The sequence below is a fragment of the Psychrobacter sp. YP14 genome (assembly GCF_003209315.1).
Lineage (GTDB): Bacteria > Pseudomonadota > Gammaproteobacteria > Pseudomonadales > Moraxellaceae > Psychrobacter > Psychrobacter raelei.
In genome coordinates this window covers 1,888,290-1,911,485 of the sequence record NZ_CP029789.1, presented here as the reverse complement: position 1 = coordinate 1,911,485, position 23,196 = coordinate 1,888,290, and the positions used below count along the sequence as shown (strand labels likewise).

General features: G+C 43.6%; 18 protein-coding genes. 11 read left to right on the top strand and 7 right to left on the bottom strand.

The window, feature by feature from the left end:
- Position 1 precedes the first annotated feature (1 nt).
- The 3 genes from nuoM to DLE54_RS07835 all read left to right on the top strand — a co-directional run bounded on the left by nuoM (position 2) and on the right by DLE54_RS07835 (position 4,182).
- Positions 2–1,735 carry an NADH-quinone oxidoreductase subunit M gene (gene nuoM / locus DLE54_RS07845; RefSeq protein WP_110816792.1) on the top strand — a complete coding sequence of 578 codons (1,734 nt, stop codon included), beginning with the start codon at positions 2–4 and terminating at the stop codon, positions 1,733–1,735.
- Complete coding sequence (locus tag DLE54_RS07840) at positions 1,735–3,210, top strand: NADH-quinone oxidoreductase subunit N (RefSeq protein ID WP_011960904.1); 1,476 nt, start codon at positions 1,735–1,737, stop codon at positions 3,208–3,210. The genes nuoM and DLE54_RS07840 overlap by 1 nt, the downstream gene beginning before the upstream one ends.
- A 147-nt stretch (positions 3,211–3,357) precedes the next feature.
- The gene (locus DLE54_RS07835; protein ID WP_011960903.1) at positions 3,358–4,182 is read left to right on the top strand and encodes a ferredoxin--NADP reductase; all 825 of its coding nucleotides are present in this window, start codon (positions 3,358–3,360) and stop codon (positions 4,180–4,182) included.
- A 112-nt stretch (positions 4,183–4,294) separates the two neighbouring features.
- Here the strand turns inward: DLE54_RS07835 and DLE54_RS07830 are convergent, their stop codons facing one another.
- From DLE54_RS07830 to DLE54_RS07805, 6 genes are all read right to left on the bottom strand, one after another.
- Positions 4,295–5,074 (bottom strand): hypothetical protein, encoded by a 780-nt coding sequence (locus DLE54_RS07830; protein ID WP_041773340.1) that lies wholly within the window; start codon positions 5,072–5,074, stop codon positions 4,295–4,297.
- An 81-nt stretch (positions 5,075–5,155) separates the two neighbouring features.
- Complete coding sequence (locus tag DLE54_RS07825; protein WP_110816791.1) at positions 5,156–5,947, bottom strand: MipA/OmpV family protein; 792 nt, start codon at positions 5,945–5,947, stop codon at positions 5,156–5,158.
- Between the two features lie 84 nt (positions 5,948–6,031).
- Positions 6,032–6,778, bottom strand: a complete 747-nt coding sequence (locus tag DLE54_RS07820) for a rhomboid family intramembrane serine protease (protein WP_011960900.1) — start codon at positions 6,776–6,778, stop codon at positions 6,032–6,034.
- Between the two features lie 192 nt (positions 6,779–6,970).
- The gene (locus DLE54_RS07815; protein WP_011960899.1) at positions 6,971–8,182 is read right to left on the bottom strand and encodes an alpha-hydroxy acid oxidase; all 1,212 of its coding nucleotides are present in this window, start codon (positions 8,180–8,182) and stop codon (positions 6,971–6,973) included.
- A 71-nt stretch (positions 8,183–8,253) separates the two neighbouring features.
- On the bottom strand, positions 8,254–10,011 hold the full coding sequence (locus DLE54_RS07810; RefSeq protein ID WP_110816790.1) for an L-lactate permease: 1,758 nt from the start codon (positions 10,009–10,011) through the stop codon (positions 8,254–8,256).
- A gap of 322 nt (positions 10,012–10,333) precedes the next feature.
- Positions 10,334–10,672 (bottom strand): glutaredoxin family protein, encoded by a 339-nt coding sequence (locus DLE54_RS07805; RefSeq protein WP_227535048.1) that lies wholly within the window; start codon positions 10,670–10,672, stop codon positions 10,334–10,336.
- Between the two features lie 127 nt (positions 10,673–10,799).
- On the opposite strand from DLE54_RS07805, the gene mtgA reads away from it, so the two are divergent.
- The 5 genes from mtgA to DLE54_RS07780 all read left to right on the top strand — a co-directional run bounded on the left by mtgA (position 10,800) and on the right by DLE54_RS07780 (position 15,332).
- Positions 10,800–11,477, top strand: a complete 678-nt coding sequence (mtgA, locus tag DLE54_RS07800; RefSeq protein ID WP_011960896.1) for a monofunctional biosynthetic peptidoglycan transglycosylase — start codon at positions 10,800–10,802, stop codon at positions 11,475–11,477.
- A 102-nt stretch (positions 11,478–11,579) separates the two neighbouring features.
- On the top strand, positions 11,580–13,907 hold the full coding sequence (gene ppk1, locus DLE54_RS07795; protein ID WP_110816788.1) for a polyphosphate kinase 1: 2,328 nt from the start codon (positions 11,580–11,582) through the stop codon (positions 13,905–13,907).
- A 248-nt stretch (positions 13,908–14,155) separates the two neighbouring features.
- Entirely contained in the window at positions 14,156–14,335 is a 180-nt protein-coding gene (locus DLE54_RS07790) for a hypothetical protein (protein ID WP_011960894.1), read from the top strand.
- Between the two features lie 95 nt (positions 14,336–14,430).
- Complete coding sequence (locus DLE54_RS07785; protein WP_110816787.1) at positions 14,431–14,766, top strand: hypothetical protein; 336 nt, start codon at positions 14,431–14,433, stop codon at positions 14,764–14,766.
- 224 nt (positions 14,767–14,990) lie between these two features.
- On the top strand, positions 14,991–15,332 hold the full coding sequence (locus DLE54_RS07780; protein WP_110816786.1) for a hypothetical protein: 342 nt from the start codon (positions 14,991–14,993) through the stop codon (positions 15,330–15,332).
- Positions 15,333–15,437: 105 nt separating this feature from the next.
- Here the strand turns inward: DLE54_RS07780 and DLE54_RS07775 are convergent, their stop codons facing one another.
- Complete coding sequence (locus DLE54_RS07775) at positions 15,438–16,178, bottom strand: tRNA-(ms[2]io[6]A)-hydroxylase (RefSeq protein ID WP_227535046.1); 741 nt, start codon at positions 16,176–16,178, stop codon at positions 15,438–15,440.
- 508 nt (positions 16,179–16,686) lie between these two features.
- Here DLE54_RS07775 and DLE54_RS07770 point away from each other — a divergent pair.
- The 3 genes from DLE54_RS07770 (at position 16,687) to DLE54_RS07760 (ending at position 23,017) form a co-directional block, all read left to right on the top strand.
- Positions 16,687–18,891: a malate synthase G gene (locus tag DLE54_RS07770; RefSeq protein ID WP_011960890.1), complete on the top strand. Its 2,205-nt coding sequence runs from the start codon at positions 16,687–16,689 to the stop codon at positions 18,889–18,891.
- A gap of 1,123 nt (positions 18,892–20,014) precedes the next feature.
- On the top strand, positions 20,015–21,061 hold the full coding sequence (locus DLE54_RS07765; protein ID WP_110816784.1) for a porin: 1,047 nt from the start codon (positions 20,015–20,017) through the stop codon (positions 21,059–21,061).
- A gap of 324 nt (positions 21,062–21,385) precedes the next feature.
- Entirely contained in the window at positions 21,386–23,017 is a 1,632-nt protein-coding gene (locus tag DLE54_RS07760; RefSeq protein WP_110816783.1) for a CTP synthase, read from the top strand.
- Positions 23,018–23,196: the final 179 nt, after the last annotated feature.

Sequence of the window (23,196 nt, the reverse complement as noted above, 5' to 3'; positions counted from 1 at the left end):
GATGACAGAATTTCAATTAGCTTGGATGTTGCCAGCATTGATTGCAACCCCGTTCATTGCGGGTACGCTGTGCTGGTTAGTAGAGAAAATTAATAATCGTCTGCCACGCTGGATTGCTTTGATCGGCATGATCATCACCTTTGGCTTAAGCTTGGTTTTATGGCGTGAAGGCGCCTTTGCCGGTATGAGCCAGCAAGTGTTGGCACCGACTGCTCAATTGCCTTGGTTTGCAGAGTTTAGTGTGCCTTGGATTGAGTCGTTTGGTATCAGCTTCCACTTAGCGCTTGATGGTATGTCACTGCTTATGGTCTCACTGACTGCCTTCCTAGGTATCATGGCCGTGGGCTGTTCATGGGGTGAGATTCAACGCCGCGTGGGCTTTTTTCATCTGAACCTGTTATGGAGCTTAGGCGGGGTAATCGGGGTGTTTTTGGCCATCGACTTATTCTTGTTCTTCTTCTTCTGGGAGATGATGTTAGTTCCTATCTATTTCCTAATTGCCATCTGGGGCCACAATGCCACCAATGGTAAGACCAAAGAATACGCAGCCACCAAGTTCTTTATTTACACCCAAGCTTCTGGTCTCATTATGTTGATTGGTATCTTATTATTGGTACTGATGAACTACCGCAGCTCCGGCGTATTTAGCTTCAACTACAATGACTTGTTAGGGACACCGCTGGGTGGTTGGGAATATCCCATCATGCTGTGCTTCTTTATCGGTTTTGCAGTTAAGCTGCCTGTTATGCCCTTTCATGGCTGGTTGCCCGATGCGCATGCTCAGGCACCGACAGCAGGTTCTGTTGACTTAGCCGGTATCTTAATTAAGACAGCCGCTTATGGTTTGATCCGCTTTGTATTGCCATTATTCCCAGAAGCCTCACAGCAATTTGCACCTATCGCTATGACCTTAGGGGCCATCGGTATCTTCTATGGCGCTTGGCTTGCCTTTATGCAAACTGATATTAAGCGTCTATTGGCTTATACCAGTGTCTCGCACATGGGCTTTGTTATTTTAGCTATTTATGCCGGTACCTTAATCAGCTTACAAGGCTTGATGGTACAGATGTTGGCGCATGGCTTGTCTTCTGCTGCGCTATTTATCATGGCCGGTCAGTTATACGAGCGTTTACATACCCGCGAGCTGCCTTTAATGGGCGGTATGTGGGGACAGTTCCGCTACTACGCGCCGCTGCTGATGTTCTTTTGTGCCTCACTGCTGGGTATTCCAGGTACAGGCAACTTCATCGGTGAGATCCTAATTTTGTTAGGTGCCTTTGAGCAGTATCCTGTATTTGTTGTCTTAGCGACATTTAGTTTGGTATGGGCAGGTTTATATTCACTACTTATCATTTACCGTGCTTTATTTGGTGAAAAAACCGTACCTGAAACCGCTGTAGCAAAAACCGCTCAGTTTGTTGCTGCTAAGGCGCAACTTGCTAAGGCGACTTATGCGACAGCCACGCCTGCAGGCCATAAGATTAACCACAGTTATGAAGAAGAAGTGCCTGTTGACAAATCAGTTAAGCTACATGATTTAAACAAGCGCGAGCTGACTTTGCTGTTGGTACTGGCAATCGGTCTAGTGTGGTTGGGCTTATACCCACAACCTGTTTTGGACACCTCCAGCCATGCCATGCAGTGGATTAATAATGCCTACACTTATCATGAAGTTGTGAATTTTGATGTCATAGATTCAGTCCAATCAGCAGTTGCCACAGGGGAGGTACGTTAATGAATAATCTTGTAGCAGATGCTTGGCCTGTTTTATTGCCCTTTGCCCCTGTGGGTATCGTTGCCACCACCTTATTGGTGGTAATGATCGCCATTGCGGTAAAGCGTTCACACTTTTTGACAGGCACATTAACCGTCCTTGGCCTAAATACAGGTCTGCTGGTGTTAGTGGGCCAAATGATGGGCTGGTTTGGGGTACCTGAGCAAGTTGTGATCAGCGGTATGTTTATGGTTGATCCTTTTGCTCAGTTCAACATGGTGTTTATTTTCCTAGCCTCACTGGCCTGTTGTACCTTGGCTTATCCGTACTTTAGAACCTTTAAAGATCATAAAGAAGAGCTGTACTTATTATTGTTACTATCGACCATCGGTGCCTTGTTGATGGTATCTGCGCATAACTTAGCTTCTTTCTTCATGAGTTTGGAGCTATTATCAGTACCTTTATACGGTATGTTGGCTTATGCCTTCATGCGCAGCCGTTCATTAGAGTCGGGCTTGAAGTATTTGGTCTTATCTGCCACGGCTTCAGCCACGCTCCTTATGGGTATGGCCTTTATTTATGCCTCAACCGGTACTTTAAACTTCAAAGAGATTGCTCACTCATTAACTTATGTATTTGAGTCACCTTTGATGATTTTAGGTGCGGCAATGATGACCTTTGGTATTGCCTTTAAACTATCAGCCGCACCTTTTCATATCTGGACCTCAGATGTGTATCAAGGCGCACCTGCACCGGTAGCCACTTACTTAGCTTCAGTGACCAAAGTGGCTATGATGGCTTTGGCCATTCGCTTCTTACTAGATGGCGCTATCTTAGCATTGCCAACAGTAAATACGCTGCTGATGGTTATCGCTACGTTGTCTATTTTAATTGGTAACTTATTGGCGGTACGCCAGACCAATCTTAAGCGCTTATTGGGTTATTCCTCTATTGCGCATATGGGTTATGTGTTGGTTGTTGCGGTCAGTATTGGTCCAGGGGCTTACTCGATCACCAATATGTATATGGCCATATATGCGTTGACTTCACTGGGTCTATTTGGCGTAATTACCCTAATGTCGAGTACTTATAAGGATGCAGGGGAAGCCTCTGAGCTGTATCATTATCAAGGTCTATTCTGGCGTCGTCCGGTACTGACTGGGGTAATGACCGTTATGCTATTATCTATGGCCGGTATTCCATTGACTGCAGGCTTTATCACTAAGTTCTTCGCGATTGTTTCTGCTGTCGATGGTGATCAGTGGTTCTTAGCGGCTATGATTATCTTAGGTAGTGCCATTGGTTTGTTCTACTACTTACGCGTTATGCTTACCTTGTTCAAGCGTCCTAACAAAACTATCGAATTTGATGCGCTGGGCGACTGGGGTATTCAAGTGGGTGGTATTATGGTGATTTTAGTGACCCTAATTGTGTTATATGTGGGTGTTCTACCGAATGACTTTATTGTTTGGGCCACCAAATCTATTATCTGGTAATGGCGCTAGGCTATAATGAAGCAGATAGCCGCTTGCATCAGATGAGTTAATGGCTATGATATGATATGCTTGTAGGGCAAATTTGCTCTACAAGCATTTTTTTGTTCCCATAAAAGGGGTATAACGTCTTAATAATAAGAAGATATTATGAGTGATTCTGATAACATTCAAACCGTAACGGTTCTCTCAAAAACCACTTGGACGCCGACTTTATTTAGCTTCACAGTTACCCGTCCTAACAGCTTTAAATTCACGGCCGGTCAATTTGTACGCTTAGGGGTCAATCCAAGCCGCTTAACCTATCATTTGCAAAATAACAGCAGTGAGAGCGAGGCACCCAATGAAGATATTTACCGTGCCTATTCTATTGTTTCCTCACCTTATGATGAGGTGTTGGAGTTTTTCTCAATTGTCATTCCAGAAGGAGCTTTTACATCGCAGCTTCAGCATTTGCAAGTAGGCGATGAGCTGTTGTTGAACACCACACCTTTTGGTTTTTTAACGTTAGCACGCTATCAAGAACCTTTACCAAAAGACTTATGGCTATTGGCTACCGGTACTGGGTTGGCGCCGTTTTTATCTATGCTACAAGATTTAAAAACGTGGGAAGATTATGAGTATATTATCTTAGCCTACAGTGCCCGTAATGAACAAGAATTGGCATACATTGAGCGCATTAAGCAGCTAGAAGAGGACTTCGGAGGATTGGTCAATAATCCTGCCAAGCTGACCTTTGTGCCAATTGTGACTCGTGAAGAGGTAGCAGGGGCTTTGAGCAAACGCCTGCCTGAGCTGCTATTAAACGGTGAGCTTGAAAGCTTTGTGGGGCATAAGCTTAGCGTGGCGCACTCGCATGTTATGCTATGCGGTAACCCTGAGATGGTGGAGGATACCAAAGAGACCTTAAAGCAGATGGGTCTGGTGATGAACCGCCGCGGGGTGGGTAATATTGCAGTAGAGAATTATTGGTAGCGATATCAGCTTAGCACTCACCTTAATCAGCAAAGCCCCTTAATTAGGGGCTTTGTTTTGTCTTTATGGCGTATCTGGCACTATCACAGCCACAGTAATGCAAGGGTTAAGCTTACTGTTCTTGACTTGGGCTAATGGCATCACTGATAGGGTTGGTGGGGCCTTTGAGCAGCTCAGGCTCATCATCTGGGGTGATAATGTCCTCAGAGCTGGTGTTAGACAATAAGTCGCGGACGTTAACTTTGGTTTTTAGTACTAACTGTTCTTCTTCTACCAGACCGTAATTGACTTGAACCTTGTGCAAGGTGCTGATGATTTTTTTATTGCGTTTTAGCCAGCGGTTAATATCTAGGTAGATGATATTATCTTTTGGGCGAGCAATATTAATCTTACTTAAAATAAAGCCAAGTGGGTCTTTTTTTAGCACACTGTGATAAAACCAAATCACAAACTTAATGCCTGTACGCTTTAAAAATGACTCGCAGTTTAACTTGATCACATCGGTATTGGTCTGCTGGGCGAACACAAAGCGCTGCACATCGCGGTCGATTTGAACATGTACTAAGCCAAAGTTACTGGCAATCTCCGCATACACACCAGCCACATCAATGGTACAAAACAGACGAAACCAATCATCATGCAGCTCCACCCGTAGCTCAAGAATTTGACTCACATTATCGGTGACGAACTTTTTTAGTGCCGCATTGACCTGATCTTGGCTAACCGGCAAGGAGAACTCATCATCGACAGAGTTTGCCGCCTTGCCATACACAGCCTTCACTTTGCCAGTAAAGGATGACCACATATCGGAGATACTAAACTTTAAACTCTCATCATAATCTGAATAAAGCTCATCGGTCGTATCACTAATAGGTTGCTGAGTATGTTGCACGTAAAATCCTCTTTGTGTGGGCATGGGGTAAGCGAAAATCTACTAAACGCTGAGCGTTAAACCTGCTGTCAAGATTGACTATTAAAACTCGTACATCACCCCGACGGTGGTGGTGAAGTTAAAACGGTCATCTACCATAGGGCTATCACGCTGCTCATCTGCCAGATAGTTGATGCTTTGACCGACAAAAATATCCCAGTCTTTATTTAAATCATAAGTACCGTTAATGCTTACATACGGACTAATGCTTGAGTCTGGCTTGTAGGGGTTTAGCCCTGATTTAGCAGACTCTTTTTCGCTAATACCGTAGTAGTATTCATTGTAGTTTTTATCTACCCACTCAAGACCTGCGCTGGGGTAAATGGTCCATTTGCCAGGATTTAGGCGGGCAAGGTACGTTAGACGAGCGACTGTGCCTTCGCTGCGGCCAGTAACGTCTGTTGCAATTTGACCACGAAAACCGCCGACTGGTGTTTTACGCATATAGCTGGCACCTACCATGCCTGACCATTTTCTCTCATCTAATTGTGCCATTGCACCATCAGCATCATCGGGATCAAACTGACTGCCACCTGGCTGAATAAAACCGGCCACCTCATTGACATCATCATTAATCAAATAACCACCCAACTGACTGCCACGGGCATAGACTTGACCATTGTCATAAAATAGGCTGGGTAGCACAGAGGTGGTGTTGTCCATATCATAGGCGCTTTTTTCGGCTCGAAGGTTAATACCCACACTCAAGCCCATTTTTTCGCTGGAAGCTGTGGACGTAGTGGTAGGTGCAGCTTGAGCGGCGGCAGTGGCCAGCAGCATGATACCGGCACTTAGCACAGCAGTATTCAGGGCGGTTTGTGTCATCTTTGTCATAACAAGGCTCTTTATATAAAGGAAAGTCGTCTAGGAGTACAGAGGGCTATTCAAAAAATTGGCGCGATTGCCATAATAAATTAACTATAGCCCTATCTGTAGATGTAAGTCTAGCCATAACTGATAAAAAATAATGGTAATAATAGCAAAAATCAGCCAAGGTAACGCCTTAAATAACGGTTTATCTCCCAGTATCGAGTAGCGATACCCCACCATGATTCCCACTGCTAATACAGCACCAGTGAGTGCGCCACCAATATGTCCTGCGTTATCAATACCAGGTACCGCAAAACCATACATCAGGTTAATGCCCATAATCAGCGCCAGGCTTCTTAGCTGAGGGTTTTTGCCATGGCTTGGGAATTTGAGTAGGCTTTTTTTGAGCAGCTCAACCATTAGCAGTGCCATGCCTATGCCCATAATGCCGCCTGAAGCACCTGCTGATATACCTGGTGCGCCGTTATTGTAAAATATCTGCCACCAAGTAACATAGCTATTAAGTAAGTTACCACCCACGGCCGATAGTAAAAACAGTAATAAAAATTTTATAGAGCCAAAGCTGACTTCTGCAGCTTGGCCAAAGTAGTACATGGCAAAGCAGTTAAATAACAAATGCATCAAGCCGATGTGCAAAAAGGCGCTGCTAATTAACCGCCAAGGTTCATAGCCTACGGTATAGGGTAGGGCATTAGCGCCCCACTTCAGCAAAGACGGTAGGCTTGGCTCATTAATATCGACGCCGGAGGCCACCTGAATGACAAATAAGCCAACGAAGCTTATTAACAATAAGGCAGTGACTGGGGCTCGGCTAAATAAGGTTTTTATAGTCATAATCAAGGCTAGTGGTGCATGGTGCGGCTATTTTAGCATAGGTACATATTCAAGGTAGATATGGTTCAGCGCCGCAGGTGCCACCAAGATTTATGGGCAAAAAAATACCAGTCACTGCATTCGATATGCTCGACGCTTTGACTGGTATGTAATTAATGGCGCTTATTTAACGAAGCTAATGACCGCCGCCATTTAGCCCCAACGAATGGGTGCCACTTGCGGGATAGAGGTCTTAAGATACTCATACGTGCCTTTGACCAAGATGTCATCTGTGACGTCGCTGATGTTGGTTCTACCACAAAATGCCATAGTGATATCGCACTCTTTGTATAAAATCTCTAATGCGCGGCGCACGCCATCTTCACCATAAGCGCCCAAGCCATACAAGAAAGCGCGTCCAACCATGGTGCCCTTAGCGCCTAAAGCAATGGCTTTCAGTACGTCTTGACCTGAGCGGATACCGCTGTCTAGCCACACTTCAATATCGCTTTTCTCAGCTTGTACCGCTTGCACCACTTCAGACAAGCAGGCAATAGAGGAGGGCGCACCATCTAATTGGCGGCCACCGTGGTTTGAGATAACCATAGCATCTGCGCCACTGCGGGCAGCCAAAATGGCATCTTCAGGCTCCATGATGCCCTTGATAATCAGCTTGCCGCCCCACATGTCTTTAATACGGGCAACATCATCCCAGCTTAGGCTAGGATCGAACTGCTCAGCGGTCCAAGAAGACAATGACGACAAGTCGCCCACGCCCTTAGCATGGCCTACGATGTTGCCGAATGTACGGCGCTTGGCGCCCAGCATATTAAAGCACCATTCAGGCTTGGTCATTAGGTTTAAGATATTGGCCAAAGTGGGTTTTGGTGGTGCAGATAGACCATTTTTGATGTCTTTGTGACGCTGACCAAGTACCTGTAAGTCCGCAGTCAAGATTAAGGCTGAACAGTTGGCCTCCTTAGCGCGGCGAATCAGATTGGCCATGAAGTCTTTATCACGCATCACATACAGCTGAAACCAGAAAGGATGGTTGGTGTACTCGGCCACATCTTCAATAGAGTTGATACTCATGGTGGACAGTGAAAAAGGTACCCCAAAGTCTTTGGCGGCTTTAGCGGCATGCATCTCACCATTGGCCCACATCATACCGGTAAAGCCGGTAGGGGCAATGGCAATAGGCATTTTTACGTCTTCACCGATCATCTGAGTTGCTAAGCTGCGGTTGTCCATATCGACCAACACGCGCTGGCGTAATTTGATACGGTCAAAGTCGGTTTCGTTATTACGATAAGTGGTCTGCGTCCATGATCCTGAGTCGACATAATCATAAAACATGCGCGGTACTTTGCGCTCAGCTACTCGGCGCAAGTCTTCAATCTCGGTCATTTTGGTTAAGTCTTTCATATCAGCCCTCTTATTAATGACGGTTTTAAAATACAGTAAATTTTAGTGCTTTTTTATTATTAATGAGGCATTTAGGCCTTTGCACCTTTTGTCGTTAACGACATAATGACCAAGAAGCCTATCGGCCAAGCCACTGCCATCATCCACCACATAACGTTGCCAAAAATTAACGCCATCCCTAAGAAGCCAGCTTGAACCACATAATAAGTCATGGCTACTAAGGTTTTACGGATAACATAGCCCTCTTTATTGACCAAGCCCACGACAGCACAAGCAGCCACCACGTTATGTACCGATACCATGTTGCCTGCTGCGCCCCCAATGGCTTGTAATGCGACGATCTGCGCAGCTAAGTCAGGACCCAGACCAATTTGACTTGCTGTGGACCACTGAAAGTATGAGAACATCATATTACTAATGGTATTAGAGCCGGCAATAAAAGCGCCCATAGCCCCAATCCAAGGTGAGATTAGTGGCCAAGTATCATGGAACGCATCTGCAGCACTTTGTGCCAATAAAATAGGCATGGCAGGCAAGCTGGTGGCCAAGTCTGCTGTGGAACCTGAGTTGATGAATACTTGCACCATAGGCACCGAGAATAAAAGCGCTGGTGCTGCTGCCATCATGGTTTTAGCTGAGCCACTCCAACTGCGCTTAACCGAAGCGCCATCCATTTTATATAGCCACACACACAGTAGTGAGGTGATAATTAATATGCTACCTGGAGAGTAGAGTAGCTGTATTTTACTGGATATTTCGGTACCGAATAAGTTGGAGAAAGTTAAAGTCGCACTGTCTCCCACTAAAAATGCTTTTAACGGGGCAATCACTCGGGTCAAAATTAATAGAGCGATGACGATAATATAAGGAGAAAAAGCACGACCGATAGAAAATCTAGGTGCGACAGTATCATCATACTTCTCTTCAGCCAATGTGCCTACCCAATCTTTATCCCAAGCAGCTCTAGGACCGAAGTCAAAGGTTTCTTTTGGCATCAAAAAGCCACGTTTGGCTGCAGGTACCACAATCATAAGACCAATAAAACCGCCGACCAAAGAGGGGAATTCGGGACCTAGGTATTTGGCGACTAAATAATAAGGGAGCGTAAAACAGATACCGGCGAATAAAGCAAATGGCCAGACTTTTAAGCCTTCAATAAATGATCTTTTTTCACCGAAGAAGCGGGTCAAAAAAGCACTGAGGATAAGAGGAATGAGTACACCGATGAGTGCATGCAATAAGCCTACGTTAGCGGTGATTTGTAATAGGTAGTTTTCAGGGCTCATTGGCGCGATAGACTGAGTTAAGTCTTGCTTACCTTCAATACCTGACCATACACCTACTAATAAAGGCGTGCCTACTGCACCAAAAGAGACGGGTGTGGATTGAATGATAAGCATCACCATGACAGACGCCATAGCAGGGAAGCCCAGTGCCAATAACAAAGGTGCACCTACCGCAGAGGGCGTGCCAAATCCTGAAGAGCCTTCTACCAATGAGCAAAACAACCAACCCACGATGATGGCTTGCACACGGCGGTCGGGTGAAATGTCCATGAAGCCTCTACGAATGGCAATAATAGCGCCACTCTCTTTTAAGGTATTTAGCAGCAAAATTGCGGCAAAAACAATAAATAAAATAGTCAGTGCCACAATCACGCCATTTAAAGAGGCAGCTGCGACTTGGGCACCTGAGGTATGCCAAACCAGTAAGGACAGTAGTGCAGTTATCACAAAAGTGAGACTCATGGCAATTTTAGCTGGAAGCCGTAGCACCACCAACAGTAAGAAAACCGCCAAGATGGGAGTTAAAGCCAAAAAAGTATACATAAAACATCCTTGTATAGTGCGAATGGATTTAGCGGGTATTTTTAAGACATAACCAATAAGTCAATCAATCAGATCATTAATAATAAAGGGAGTTGGCAGCACTATATCAAGGCATCTGCTTTTTAATCTCTGACGCAAGGCATAACAATTAGGGAATAAAGCTCCCAAAGTAGAGCGCAACTGTACTCTCTACTTAGTATTTTTGAATTATAAAATAGGCTGACTTACAGATCTTATTGGCACGTAATGGTTCCCAAAGCCATAAAGGGCGGGCTTTGAGTGATATCATCTATAACACTAATGAATTAAAGGGTAAGGTATTTTAAATTAAAGTTTGTAAATCAACAACAGAAAAAGGATATTTTAATTGGTGAGTGGGTGTAAGGATAACCGGAATAATCGTGGCAAACTCTTGCATCAATGCCTCATCTAAATCTGCAATATCTACCTTTTGAACCTTTACCGGAGACACACTTGAAAATAGCCTAAGTGTCTCTTCTGCAACGTCGCATAAATGACACCCAGATGTACCCAGTAGCCACCAAGCTTGGCCATCTAAAGGCTGCACATCTGGCAGCTTAGCATTTGAGTCCTTAGTGGATAAGGTGACTGTGTGAATTTGCTGTGCAATTTTATGCCGAGTAAGGTTAATCTGAGTCAAAATTGTTATCCTATCGTGGGTCATCTTAGGTGCGCTCATCTTGGGTAACAGTAAAAGACAACTACCCGTAAGCCTTAAGTTAGTTTATCATTGTTTTAATTTTAACCGTTAGCCGAGTCAAAAAACTATGACGGCAGTTTCCACATTTTTTAAGCGTTTGTTTGGGGCCCTGGTATTATTGGCAGTGGCCTTTTATATTTCTGTAGCGGGTCTGCTGATGGTCTGGAAAAGTCAGCCCATTAATAATAGCATGTTTATGATTGCCCACCGCTTAGGGGGTGGCAGCGTGACCCAAACTTGGGTAGAGTATGAAGATATCGCCAAGTCTGCTAAGCGAGCCGCTATTGTCAGTGAAGATTCTCGATTTGCCAGCCACAATGGCTTTGATATGGAAGGTATCGAGGCGGCCATGAAAAAAAATGAAAGCTCAGGCACAGTGGCAGCTGGCGGATCAACCATCACTCAGCAGCTTGCCAAAAACTTATTTTTGACCTCGCACCGCTCATATGTGCGTAAAGGACTTGAGGCAAGTATCACCTTAATGATAGAGGGGATGTGGGACAAACAGCGTATCTTAACCGCTTATTTAAATGTGGCCGAATTTGGCAATGGCATCTATGGCATTGAGGCGGCTGCGCATCACTATTTTAATAAGCCGGCAAGCAAGCTCAATCGAGACGAATCGGCGCTGCTGATTAGCATGCTCACCAATCCCAAGTATTATCAAGGACATATGAGCGATAAGCGTCTGCGCAATAAGCAGCGTATTATCATGCGCCGTATGAACAATGCAGTTTTGCCCTAATTAATTTAAGTATTTGATTTTAATAAACTTGTAAAATGAATCTTATATACTAAGTCTGCGCGATTTTTATTTTGGCGCAGACATAAAGGAGGCATATTTGTCATGACCAGACCCGCTCGTAATCCAAAAAATAGTGCAGCCACTACGTCAGATAATGCATCCAATCATGCGCCAAATAATCAAGACTCCTCCCCAAGCCGGCAAACCAAAGCAGAGCAAACTATGACCGATACCGCCTTAACTTCTCAAGACAATTCTCAAAACAGTCATGTCAATAAAACCAATGACACTACCAAATCTAAGTCATTAACTGAGCTAGATTGGGAACGCTATGAAGATGGCACTTACTCCTCTAATAGTTATATTAACCGTGAGCTGTCTTGGCTACAGTTCCATCTGCGCGTGCTGGCTCAAGCGACGAATCCTCGTCATCCACTGCTTGAGCGTTTGTTCTTTTTGATTATTTTTTCATCCAATTTAGATGAGTTCTTTGAGATTCGTGTGGCAGGCTTAATGCAGCAGCTCAATCATGGCAATATCTCGCATAAGCCTGACAAGATGCGTCCAAGCGAAGTATTACAAGAGATATCTGATGTGGCGCATCAAGCGATTGAAGAGCAGTACCGTATTTTAAATGAAGATATCTTGCCAGCCTTGGCTCAAGAGGACATTCGCTATCTTAAGCGCAATGAGTTAAATGCGGAGCAGGCGCAGTGGATGAAGGAATATTTCATCGAGCAGGTCATGCCAGTACTGACTCCAATCAGTATTGATCCGGCACACCCGTTCCCACGTCTGGTGAACAAGAGCTTAAACTTCATGGTGAGTCTAGAGGGAAAAGATGCCTTTGGCCGAGATATCAATTTGGCTGTGGTACCCGCGCCGCGCAGCCTACCGCGCGTGATTCGTCTGCCCGACGAGCTGACCGACGGCAAAGAGCACCACATCATGCTCTCAGCGGTGATTCATGAGCATGTCGGTAAGCTGTTCCCGGGTATGAGTGTGACAGGCTGCCATCAGTTCCGCTTAACACGCAATGCTGACTTGGAGCTGGCGGATGATGTAGAGGATATCGCTAAAGCTTTAGAGGGTGAGCTTAATAATCGCCGCTTTGGTGACAAGGTGCGCCTAGAGGTGACCACCAATTGTCCTACTCAAGTCAGCGATTATCTGTTGGAAGAGTTTGGGTTGCACGAAAGTCAGCTGTACCGTGTGAATGGTCCGGTGAACCTCACCCGCTTACTTTTTGACTTTGATATCCCAAGCCTGCGATTTCAGCCATTTTCACACATGATGCCAAAAGCCTTTAGACGTGAGTCATTCGATAAAGGCGAGAGCATGTTTACGGCCATTCGCCGAGGCGATGTGTTGGTGCATCACCCGTATGAGTCGTTTAACCCCGTGGTTAATATGATTTGGCAAGCCGCTTTAGACCCTAAGGTATTGGCGATTAAACAAACCTTATACCGCTCAGGCAAAAACTCCGAGATTGTCAAAGCCTTAGCAGCTGCGGCAAGAAATGGTAAAGAAGTGACTGCCATTATTGAGCTGCGTGCCCGTTTTGATGAGGCCTCAAATATTGAGGTGGCCAATTTGCTGCAAGAAGCAGGCGCAGTGGTGGTGTATGGTATCGTCGGTTATAAGACTCATGCCAAGTTGATGCTTATTGTGCGCCGTGAAGATAATAAGATTCGTCGTTACGTACACTTAGGTACTGGTAACTATCATGAGGGCAATGCCAAGGCCTATACTGATTATGGACTGTTTACCTCTGACCCTGATATATCAGAGGATGTGCATAAGATTTTCCAAGAGCTGACCGGTATGGGCAAAGCGGCTAACGTCAACAAGCTACTACATGCGCCCTTTACGCTGCACACACAGCTCATGTCATTTATTGATGATGAGATTGCCAATGCCAAAGCGGGCAAAAAGGCGCATATTATCGTCAAATGTAACGCCTTAACGGAGCGTCATTTAATCGATAAGCTGTATGATGCTTCACAAGCGGGCGTGAAGATTGAACTTATTTTGCGTTCAATGAGCTGTATTCGCCCTCAAGTTAAAGGCTTATCTGAGAACATCACAGTTCGTTCGGTGGTGGGGCGTTTCTTAGAGCATACTCGGGTTTATTATTTTTATAATGGTGGTGATGAGCGTCTGTACTGTGGCAGTGCAGATTGGATGAGTCGCAACTTGTTCCACCGCGTAGAAGTGGCTTTTCCAGTAGAAGATCCTAAGCTGTTCAAACGTGTTTATGAAGATGGCTTAATGAGCTACTTAACTGACAACGTGCAGGCGTGGGAGTTAAAAGGCGATGGCAGCTGGAATCAAGTACAGCCGGCCAAAGGTGAGGCAGTCTTTATTGCACAAGATTACTTACTACAAAAGATTAACAAAGTTTCTGATCTAACCTCCCAAAGCAACTAGGCGTTGTCTCAAAGCTTATCATTATTTAAAAGACATCTACATTTAAAAGACATCTACCTGACTCAATAAAAAAGCAACTTTGACTTACAAAGTTGCTTTTTTTTCAACATATCTAAACACAAAGCTACGAGTTACTAATAGTTTATCGGCCATAGCAGGTTATATGATAAGACATATGACTTAAATTGCTCGCAAATAAAAAATTGCTCGCAAATAAAAAAATACCCAACAAAAAAAAGGATAATGTTATGAGTAATTCAAATCCACAAGCTGATAAAGACTCTGACTTGCAACAAGCAGCCAATCAGGTAAAGCCTGATGAGGTAAAAGAAAACTTAAAGCCTTCAGAGCAAAAAGAGCAGCCAGAGCAGCTGACTGAGCAAGAGCAAACCCCTTTTATTGAAGATGATTTGCGTACAGATAAATAATTTGCGTAAAGATAAATAATAAGAGCTCGGCTACAAACAGCCAATCATAAATGATAACTAATTTAACAATAACTAAAATACGATAAGGGAATATTATGTCAATCAATGAATCAGTAACTGTCAAATTACCTCAAGATGCACAAGTCGAAAATGATGCGATAGAAGCTGCCAATGAGTCTACTGTGTCTACTGAGGATGAACAAGTGGGTGCGGTTGATAAAACCGGAGCAACTTCAGATAAGGGCGCTTTAGAAGTGGGGACGTATGGTGGTAATAAGAACTTACCAGAAATCGATGGCCCACAGCAAGCTTCACAAGAGACCGACGATGTCTATGAAGATACCCGTAAAATGAACTCTGGTCTGCCACCTGCAGGCAAGAATGTGGGCGATTTGAATGCTTTTGATTTAGGACGACATGATAACGACTAGCGTTCTGATAGTTTTCTAATAGTTTTATAGATGACTATATAGTGATGGTAATCAAGTCCAACCACCGACCAGTCTTATGTCTTAAAGCTGCTGAGCATGTTAAACATTTAGATCTAAATTCAAGCAAGACTAAGTTTAAGTCATAACAGGCGTCATAACAGGCATAGGTGGTTAATACACCGGTTCAGTTCGATATATTTATTTCAATAAATTAAGGAAGTATGATGCAAACTCGAGACCCAAATTTAACCAAAACACCAATCGACGCAACCACGACTGACGACGCAGTTAACGATAAATCGGGCCGATATGCAGAGTCTTCTGACACTAACGGGACCCAAACCCTAAACAATGATTATGTTCAAAGTGAGCATGTTAACGATGGGGACAACCCCGCTCGCCAACCTGACAGACGAGATCAGCAAGGCGGTACTGCGTTTGATGATAATATTAATGAGAATACTACCGGTACTGAACAGCCACAAAGTGGTGAAATCACAGATCGTAATCGTTATGCCACTATTGATAATGCCCAAGCTCGTGTCTTAAATGAAGACTTAAAGTAGAGGGTGACACGAATATTAATGCATTAAAAAGGCCTACTTAATTTTAGTAGGCCTTTTTGTACAAGCTGAAAACAACGTTGTCATAAATTCGGTAATAATGGCCTCTTAAGCAGGTGTGCCACTGTGAAAACGTAGCTCTTTATCAGAACTGGTAATTAACTCAGCTTCTATTTGTCTAAAAAAAGCAATACGCTGATCAACATCCATGGTCTGTTGGTCTAAATTTATGCTGCCATTGGTGGCTTGCTGCAATGCCTCAAAGTCAAGCTGAGCTTCTGACTGCTGACGTTTGGGTTCAAGCGAGCGGGCTAGGGTAATATAGTCCTCGTAATGACGACTCTCTGACTTTAGTAGATAGCGATAGTATTTTGCTAAGCGCTCATCATCAATCACTTCGCTTAAGGCTGCAAAGCGTTCACAAGAGCGCGCCTCAATAAAGGCACCAATAATTAAAATATCAATCATAGCTGCCGGCTCATAAGTACGCTTGTGCTTGAGCATGCCTTTAGCATAGCGGCTGGCACTCAAATGTTTCCAGGGCTGGCCACGCTCTCTCATTATCCCCACCACCTGTTCATAGTGCAGCATCTCCTCTCGGATCAGCTGCGCAAGCTTAAGCTGTAAGTCTTGATGGAACTCATAACGAAAAATTAAATTCATCGCTGTGCCAGCGGCTTTTTTTTCGCAATTGGCATGGTCTTGTATCAGCTTGGGAATATCTTGTAAGGCAGCATCTAGCCAAGCCTGCGGTGTGGGCGCACCCAAAAACTGATGAATGTGAGAGATGTCAGTACGGGCAGGCGCGTGAACGGTATTGCTGCTGTCATTAAGAAGATCATCATTCATAGTAGGGCTCATTTATCACTCAGGTGTTACCGCTCACTTGATAGGTATTATCAAGTCATAAAGTAAGGACAAGGTTTTATAAACTAATCTGTTGGGCGCTATTTTAACAAATATAGCCTGATGCGTCTGCTTAAGTGACCGCGTTAGAGTCGCCTCAGCAGTTGCCATAAGCGTTTTGTCCTCTTTTAACATATAGGAAGAGGTCGTAGAGGCGATATGGACTGTGATTAACACAGCTTTACTTAATAATGAATGGTGGGTCGCTTGTTAATTTGCAATCACAAATGACTGATTTTATTGGCTTTAAGGGGTATTATCAATTGATTAAAGACTAAACATTTATTTAATAAATGGCTGTTTCTTGTTTATTTATCTGATTGATAGTAGTATGAATACAGAATGGTTTAAGTGACATTACTTAAGCGACATAAAGCCATAAATAAGCACAATAAACACTAAGGTACTAAAGGCACCGATAACCCCATTCACCAACAAAGGATCATATGGTATGAGTAACTCTGTTAATAACAACCAGAACCGTGTTCAAAAAGGCATTCTTGCCATTGATAGCGAACTTTATAATTTTATTGAAAATGATGTGTTACCCCGCGTTGGTGTGGACTCACAAGCTTATTGGTCAAATTTCGAAAAAATCGTAAAGCAGTTTACCCCGCGTAATAAAGAGCTATTGGCCAAACGTGATGAGCTACAAGCCAAAATTGATCAGTGGCATTTAGACAATCCTGCCAAAGACGGGGAGATTGACTATCCAAAATATAAAGAGTTTTTGACCGACATTGGCTACTTATTGCCAGAAGGCGATGACTTTGAAGTATCTACTGAAAATGTCGATGCCGAAATCGCAACTATTCCTGGTCCACAGCTGGTGGTACCGGTGCGTAATGCTCGTTATGCATTGAATGCGGCCAACGCACGTTGGGGCAGCTTTTATGATGCCTTGTATGGCACAGATGTGATTGATACTGCCGATGGCAAAGACAAAGGTAGCAGCTACAATCCAAAGCGTGGGGCAGAGGTCGTGGCCTATGCCAAAGCCTTCTTAGATGACAACTTTGCCTTATCTGAAGGCAGCTATACCGATGTGACTGGTTTTAGCGTTGAAGATGGCAAGTTAAACATCGCTCAAGGCGACAGCACAACCTCTTTGGCCAACAGCGCTCAGTTCGCAGGCTATGTGGGTGAGGCATCAAGCCCTACCGGCATCTTATTAAAGAACAATAACTTACACGTTGAGATTCAGATTGATGCCAGCCATCCAGTAGGTCAAGATGACCCAGCGCACATAAAAGATGTGTTATTAGAATCGGCAATCACCGCCATTCAAGACTGTGAAGACTCAGTAGCCGCTGTAGATGCGGAAGAAAAAGTAGAAGCTTATCGTAACTGGTTTGGTCTGATGAATGGTGACTTGACTGAGAAGTTTATGAAAGGTGGCAAAGAGCTGACCCGTCAACTCAACCCAGATCGTGAATACACTACACCTGAGGGCGGCAAGCTGGTACTACCTGGACGTGCGGTATTGTTAATCCGTAACGTGGGTCACTTAATGCAAAACCCAGCTATCTTGGTAGACTTAGGTGAGGGTCAAGAAGAAATCTTCGAGGGTATGATGGATGCGCTTATCACGCCACTATTGACCATCAACGATATTAAAGGCAAGAGTACACGCTCAAACTCTCGTGAAGGCTCTATGTATATTGTAAAACCGAAAATGCATGGCCCTGAAGAAGTGAAATTTGCCAATGACCTATTTGCTGCAGTAGAAGATGCCCTTAATCTGCCTCGCAATACCCTAAAAATGGGGGTTATGGATGAAGAGCGCCGCACCACAGTCAACCTAAAAGAAAGTATCCGCCAAGCTAAAGAGCGCGTTATCTTTATTAATACTGGCTTCTTAGACCGTACAGGCGATGAGATTCATACCAGTATGAATGCAGGTCCCTTTGTACGCAAAGGGGATATGAAGTCGCAAGCTTGGCAGCCTGCCTACGAGCAGTGGAACGTGGATATCGGCATTGAGACCGGCTTAATTGGCCGCGCTCAGATTGGTAAAGGCATGTGGGCTAAGCCTGATGAGATGAAAGAGATGGTTGAGACTAAGATGAACCATCCACAAGCTGGTGCCACGACTGCTTGGGTACCTTCGCCCACAGGTGCTACTTTACATAGCATCCATTATCATCAAAACAATGTACAACAGATTCAAGAGGGCTTTAAGGGCCGTGAGCGCGCCAGCTTAGATGATATCTTAACCATTCCATTGGCCAAAGACACCAACTGGACAGATGAAGAGAAGCGTCAAGAGCTTGAGAACAATGCTCAAGGCATCCTAGGTTACGTAGTACGCTGGGTAGATCAAGGCGTGGGCTGTTCAAAAGTGCCAGACATCAATAACGTAGGCCTAATGGAAGACCGTGCTACCTTACGTATCTCAAGTCAGCACATCGCTAACTGGTTACACCATGGTATCGTAACCGAAGAGCAGGTAATGGATGCCATGAAGCGTATGGCAAAAGTGGTCGATGAGCAAAACCTAGGTGATGCAAGCTATATGCCTATGGCGGATAACTTTGATCATTCTATTGCTTTTAAAGCCGCCTGTGATTTGGTGTTCAAAGGACGCGCGCAGCCAAGTGGCTACACTGAGCCATTACTGCATGCGGCGCGCTTAAAGCTAAAAGCTAATGGCTAACAGCTGCTTCCAATGGCTAATAGGTGCTTAAGCTCATAGCCTGTTAGATAGCCCTACCGTTGACTCTGCCAAATCTTGAGTTTGGCAGAGTTTTTTTTGCTAAAAATAGCTGTCAATATAAAAGTAAATATGCCAGTCAGCTACTCATCTTGCCAATAAAGCGTAATCTATTGGGGCGTATCTGACTCAGGGGTCATAAAAAATCATGTAAATGGCTGATTTTTAGATTATTACGGCTTTACTTATATATGTAAATTTATTACATTATTTTCTGTCCAAAATATTGCAGTATGGCTCAGAACACTCGTAATTAGATGACTTATTGGTTAATTTTTTTAAAGTTTCTGGGGTTTGGTATATATAGTACGCAATACACAGCGGTAATAGGTGACCCTAGGCAGATATAATGCTGAGTATGAAGGATAACTAGTAACCTGAGTCAACATACTTAGCCAGTATCATTAGTCTTAATTTATCTAATACAAAAGTAGTCATATTTGTTTTGATCTTTACTATATATCACGACATACTCGGCATAAGCTGGTCATATTTAGAGACATACTTTGTTTATTTATCCTAAAAAATAGTAACCAATAAGTTGTTCAACTCTAAAATAGAACATTTGTAAACCCATATTCTGTACAGCTTTAGGCTTATATGACCTGAATTTTAGTCAAAAACTGACCGATTAGAGGTAAAAATAAACCTATACCTAGCTTATAAATACCTGCTTAACAAATTATTTAGGGTTATTATTGTTTTTTATTTCAACAACTTAATTTAATTAGTAGCTAAATTGTGTCAATAAAATCCACAAATAAATGTTGCAAATTATTTCAAAGTTGATATGCTTATAAATGAGGTATGAGTTTGGTGAGTGATGTAACAGAAGCTTATCCGTTGTTAGCTTCTTGAATAGGGAAGTTGCTTAAATAATTAGGACTTAAGTTACTTACTTTAACAGTTTTGTCACACTTTATTGCCATACTGATATTTAATCCAGTTCTAAACAATGCATTTCCGAATATTGGATACTGTAATTAAGTTAGAAATCTTTGAACATATTGGGCGTTAGCTGACTAGGGCAGCCCATAACTAAAATTGTAAAGTGGAGATCTACCCCATGAAAAAACTACTTTTAGCATCAGCTGTTGCTGCTCTATCTGTATCTGCTGCTAATGCTGCACCAACTGTTTATGGTAAAGCGTTCCTTACAGCTGATTATGTAAATGCTGAAATCGATAGAGATGCACCTAATTCAGATATCGATGAAGACACTGTTCAAATCAACTCTACTGGTTCAAAGCTAGGTCTTAAAGGTTCTGAAGCAGTAACAGCAAACACTGACGTAACGTACCAGTTAGAGTATGGTCTACGTGTAGACGGTGAAGATAGAGAACTAAAAAGCCGTGATACTTACCTTGGTTTGAAAAACAAAGACTTCGGTGAATTCCGTGTAGGTCGTAACTTCTCAGTAATTGACTATGTAAACAACATTTACCGTACCGAAGGTTTCTTCGATAACATCGGTGCAAGCACTCTAAGCGCTGATGTAAGCAGAACAGATAACACTGCTGATGACTTAATCAATGCTCTAACGCTATCTGACGGTACTCGTATCAACAACTCTATCGTGTGGATTGCACCTAAATACAACAACTTACCACTAGAGCTTGCTCTAATGTACGGTGCTGACGAAAGCTTTGAAAGCAGCGACAGTGGTTTTGGCGCATCATTAATGTATGACGCTGGCACTGGTATCACTGCAGGTATTGCATACGATAAAGATATGAGCCAATTGGGTGATCTAACTCGTGGTACTGCAAGCGTTGATTTAGCTAAATTCGGCAGCGTACCTGTAACTTTAGGTGCACTATATCAAGTAGCTGATTTTGACGGCGCTGATAAGAAAGAAAAAGGTATGATCGTAAGCGCTGAGTGGGCTCTAAGCAACTTCGCTCACCCAGCTGTTGCATACATCCAGTATGACAAGACTGACAACCTAGGTGGTATCAATAACTTTGATTCTGATCAAGTTGTGATTGGTGGTAAGTACTCATACCGCAACAACATCATTGCTCACGCATACGCTGGTATTAACTCAGCTGAAACTGATAACCATGATGCTGATGTAATCGCAGTTGGTGGTGGTCTAGAATACTTATTCTAATTTAATTAGAATCTGATTCTTCCAAAAACTCATCCTTTCGGGGGTGAGTTTTTTTGTTGTGTGGTGTTGAGCTTAATGGCCAGAGCTTATCATCAAAGGCGACATCTTATGGGAGATTCAGCGTTATACATAGATAAAGCTGAGCTGTCCCATTGTGCTATAACAATAAGCCCCCATATAGACAGCTGCTTCTATTTGAATAATAAAAAGCTGATGCTGGATAGGGTCAAATCGCTCTAAGCGTAAACTAAATACAAAGTCAACCCTATAAATTCGCCCTCAAATTTAGTAAAATCCCCTTTTACCAACTGCCGACTGATTCTTATGACTAAATTTATATTTGTGACTGGTGGGGTTGTGTCCTCACTAGGTAAAGGTATTACCGCAGCCTCTTTAGCGGCCGTTTTGGAAGCGCGTGGTTTAAAAGTGACCATGACCAAAATGGATCCGTACATCAACGTTGACCCAGGCACCATGAGCCCGTTTCAGCACGGTGAAGTATTCGTTACTGAAGATGGGGCTGAGACTGATTTAGACCTAGGGTATTACGAGCGCTTTTTACGCCACTCAAAAATGAGTAAAACCAATAACTTTACCAGTGGCCGTATCTACCAAACCGTATTAAATAAAGAGCGCCGTGGTGATTACCTAGGCGGTACTGTACAGGTTATTCCGCATATTACTGATGAGATTAAACACCGCATTCATGCCAGTGGTGAAGGCCATGATATTGCCATTATCGAGATTGGCGGTACTGTGGGTGATATTGAGTCGCTACCTTTCATGGAAGCGGTACGTCAGATGCAAGTGGAGTTAGGTCGCAACCGTGCTATGCTTATGCACCTAACGTTAGTGCCTTATATCTCAAGTGCTGGTGAAACCAAGACTAAGCCCACTCAGCATTCAGTAAAAGAGCTGCGTTCAATTGGCTTGCAGCCTGATGTGTTGATTTGCCGCTCTGAACATGCGATTGGTGAAGAGAACCGTCGCAAGATTGCACTATTTACCAATGTAGAAGAGCGCGCGGTCATTACTTGTGAAGATGCCGACACCATTTATCAGATTCCTCGCACCTTATATGAGCAAGATTTAGATGACATCATTTGTGAGCGCTTTGGTATTGATGCGCCAGAAGCTGATTTGTCAGATTGGGATAAGGTAGTAGATGGTCTGCTAAATGCCCAAGGCAAAGTGACGGTTGCCATCGTTGGTAAATATGTTGAATTACCAGATGCTTATAAGTCAATTAACGAAGCTTTATTGCATGCAGGTATCACTCACAAAACCCAAGTTGAGATTGATTATGTAGATGCCGAAGCCTTAGAGACGGATGACAGCCTGTTAGCACGTTTGGAGCAAGCAGATTCTATCTTAGTACCAGGCGGCTTTGGTGAGCGTGGCAAATTGGGTAAAATGCGCGCCATTAAATTTGCTCGTGAGAACAAAGTGCCTTATTTGGGCATCTGTCTGGGTATGCAGTTGGCGGTTATCGAATATGCCACCAATGTGCTTGGTCTAGAGGCGGATTCTACAGAGTTTAATCGTAAAGCGGCTGAGCCTATTATTGGTTTAATCACTGAGTGGTTGGATGAAAAAGGTGAGTTGCAAGTTCGCACTGATGATTCAGACTTAGGGGGTACCATGCGTTTGGGTAGCCAAAAAGCTGAGTTGGTAGAGGGTTCAAAACTACATCAAATCTATGGTGCTAAGTTAATTACTGAGCGTCATCGCCATCGCTATGAGATGAATAATCGTTATATTGAGCCATTAGAGCAGGCAGGTATGAGCATCTCAGGTTATTCTGCCAAGCAGCATTTGGTCGAGTCGGTAGAGATTGCGGATCATCCTTGGTTTATCGGGGTGCAATTCCACCCAGAATTTACCAGCTCGCCACGCGAAGGTCATCCTTTGTTTGCAAGCTTTGTAAAAGCAGCCATTGACCATCAAAATATCTAAGGCAGCGCCAAGCTGTCTATAGCTGACAGTGATGCTCTAAGCGTTATATAAAAAAAGAGGTTTGGTTATCCCGACCTCTTTTTTATTGGCAGGTATTTTATACTTAATTTTATCACCCTTTTTGTATTCAAGGTTTGTATTTGCTACGCTATGGGTAACCTACGCTATGGGGATACCAT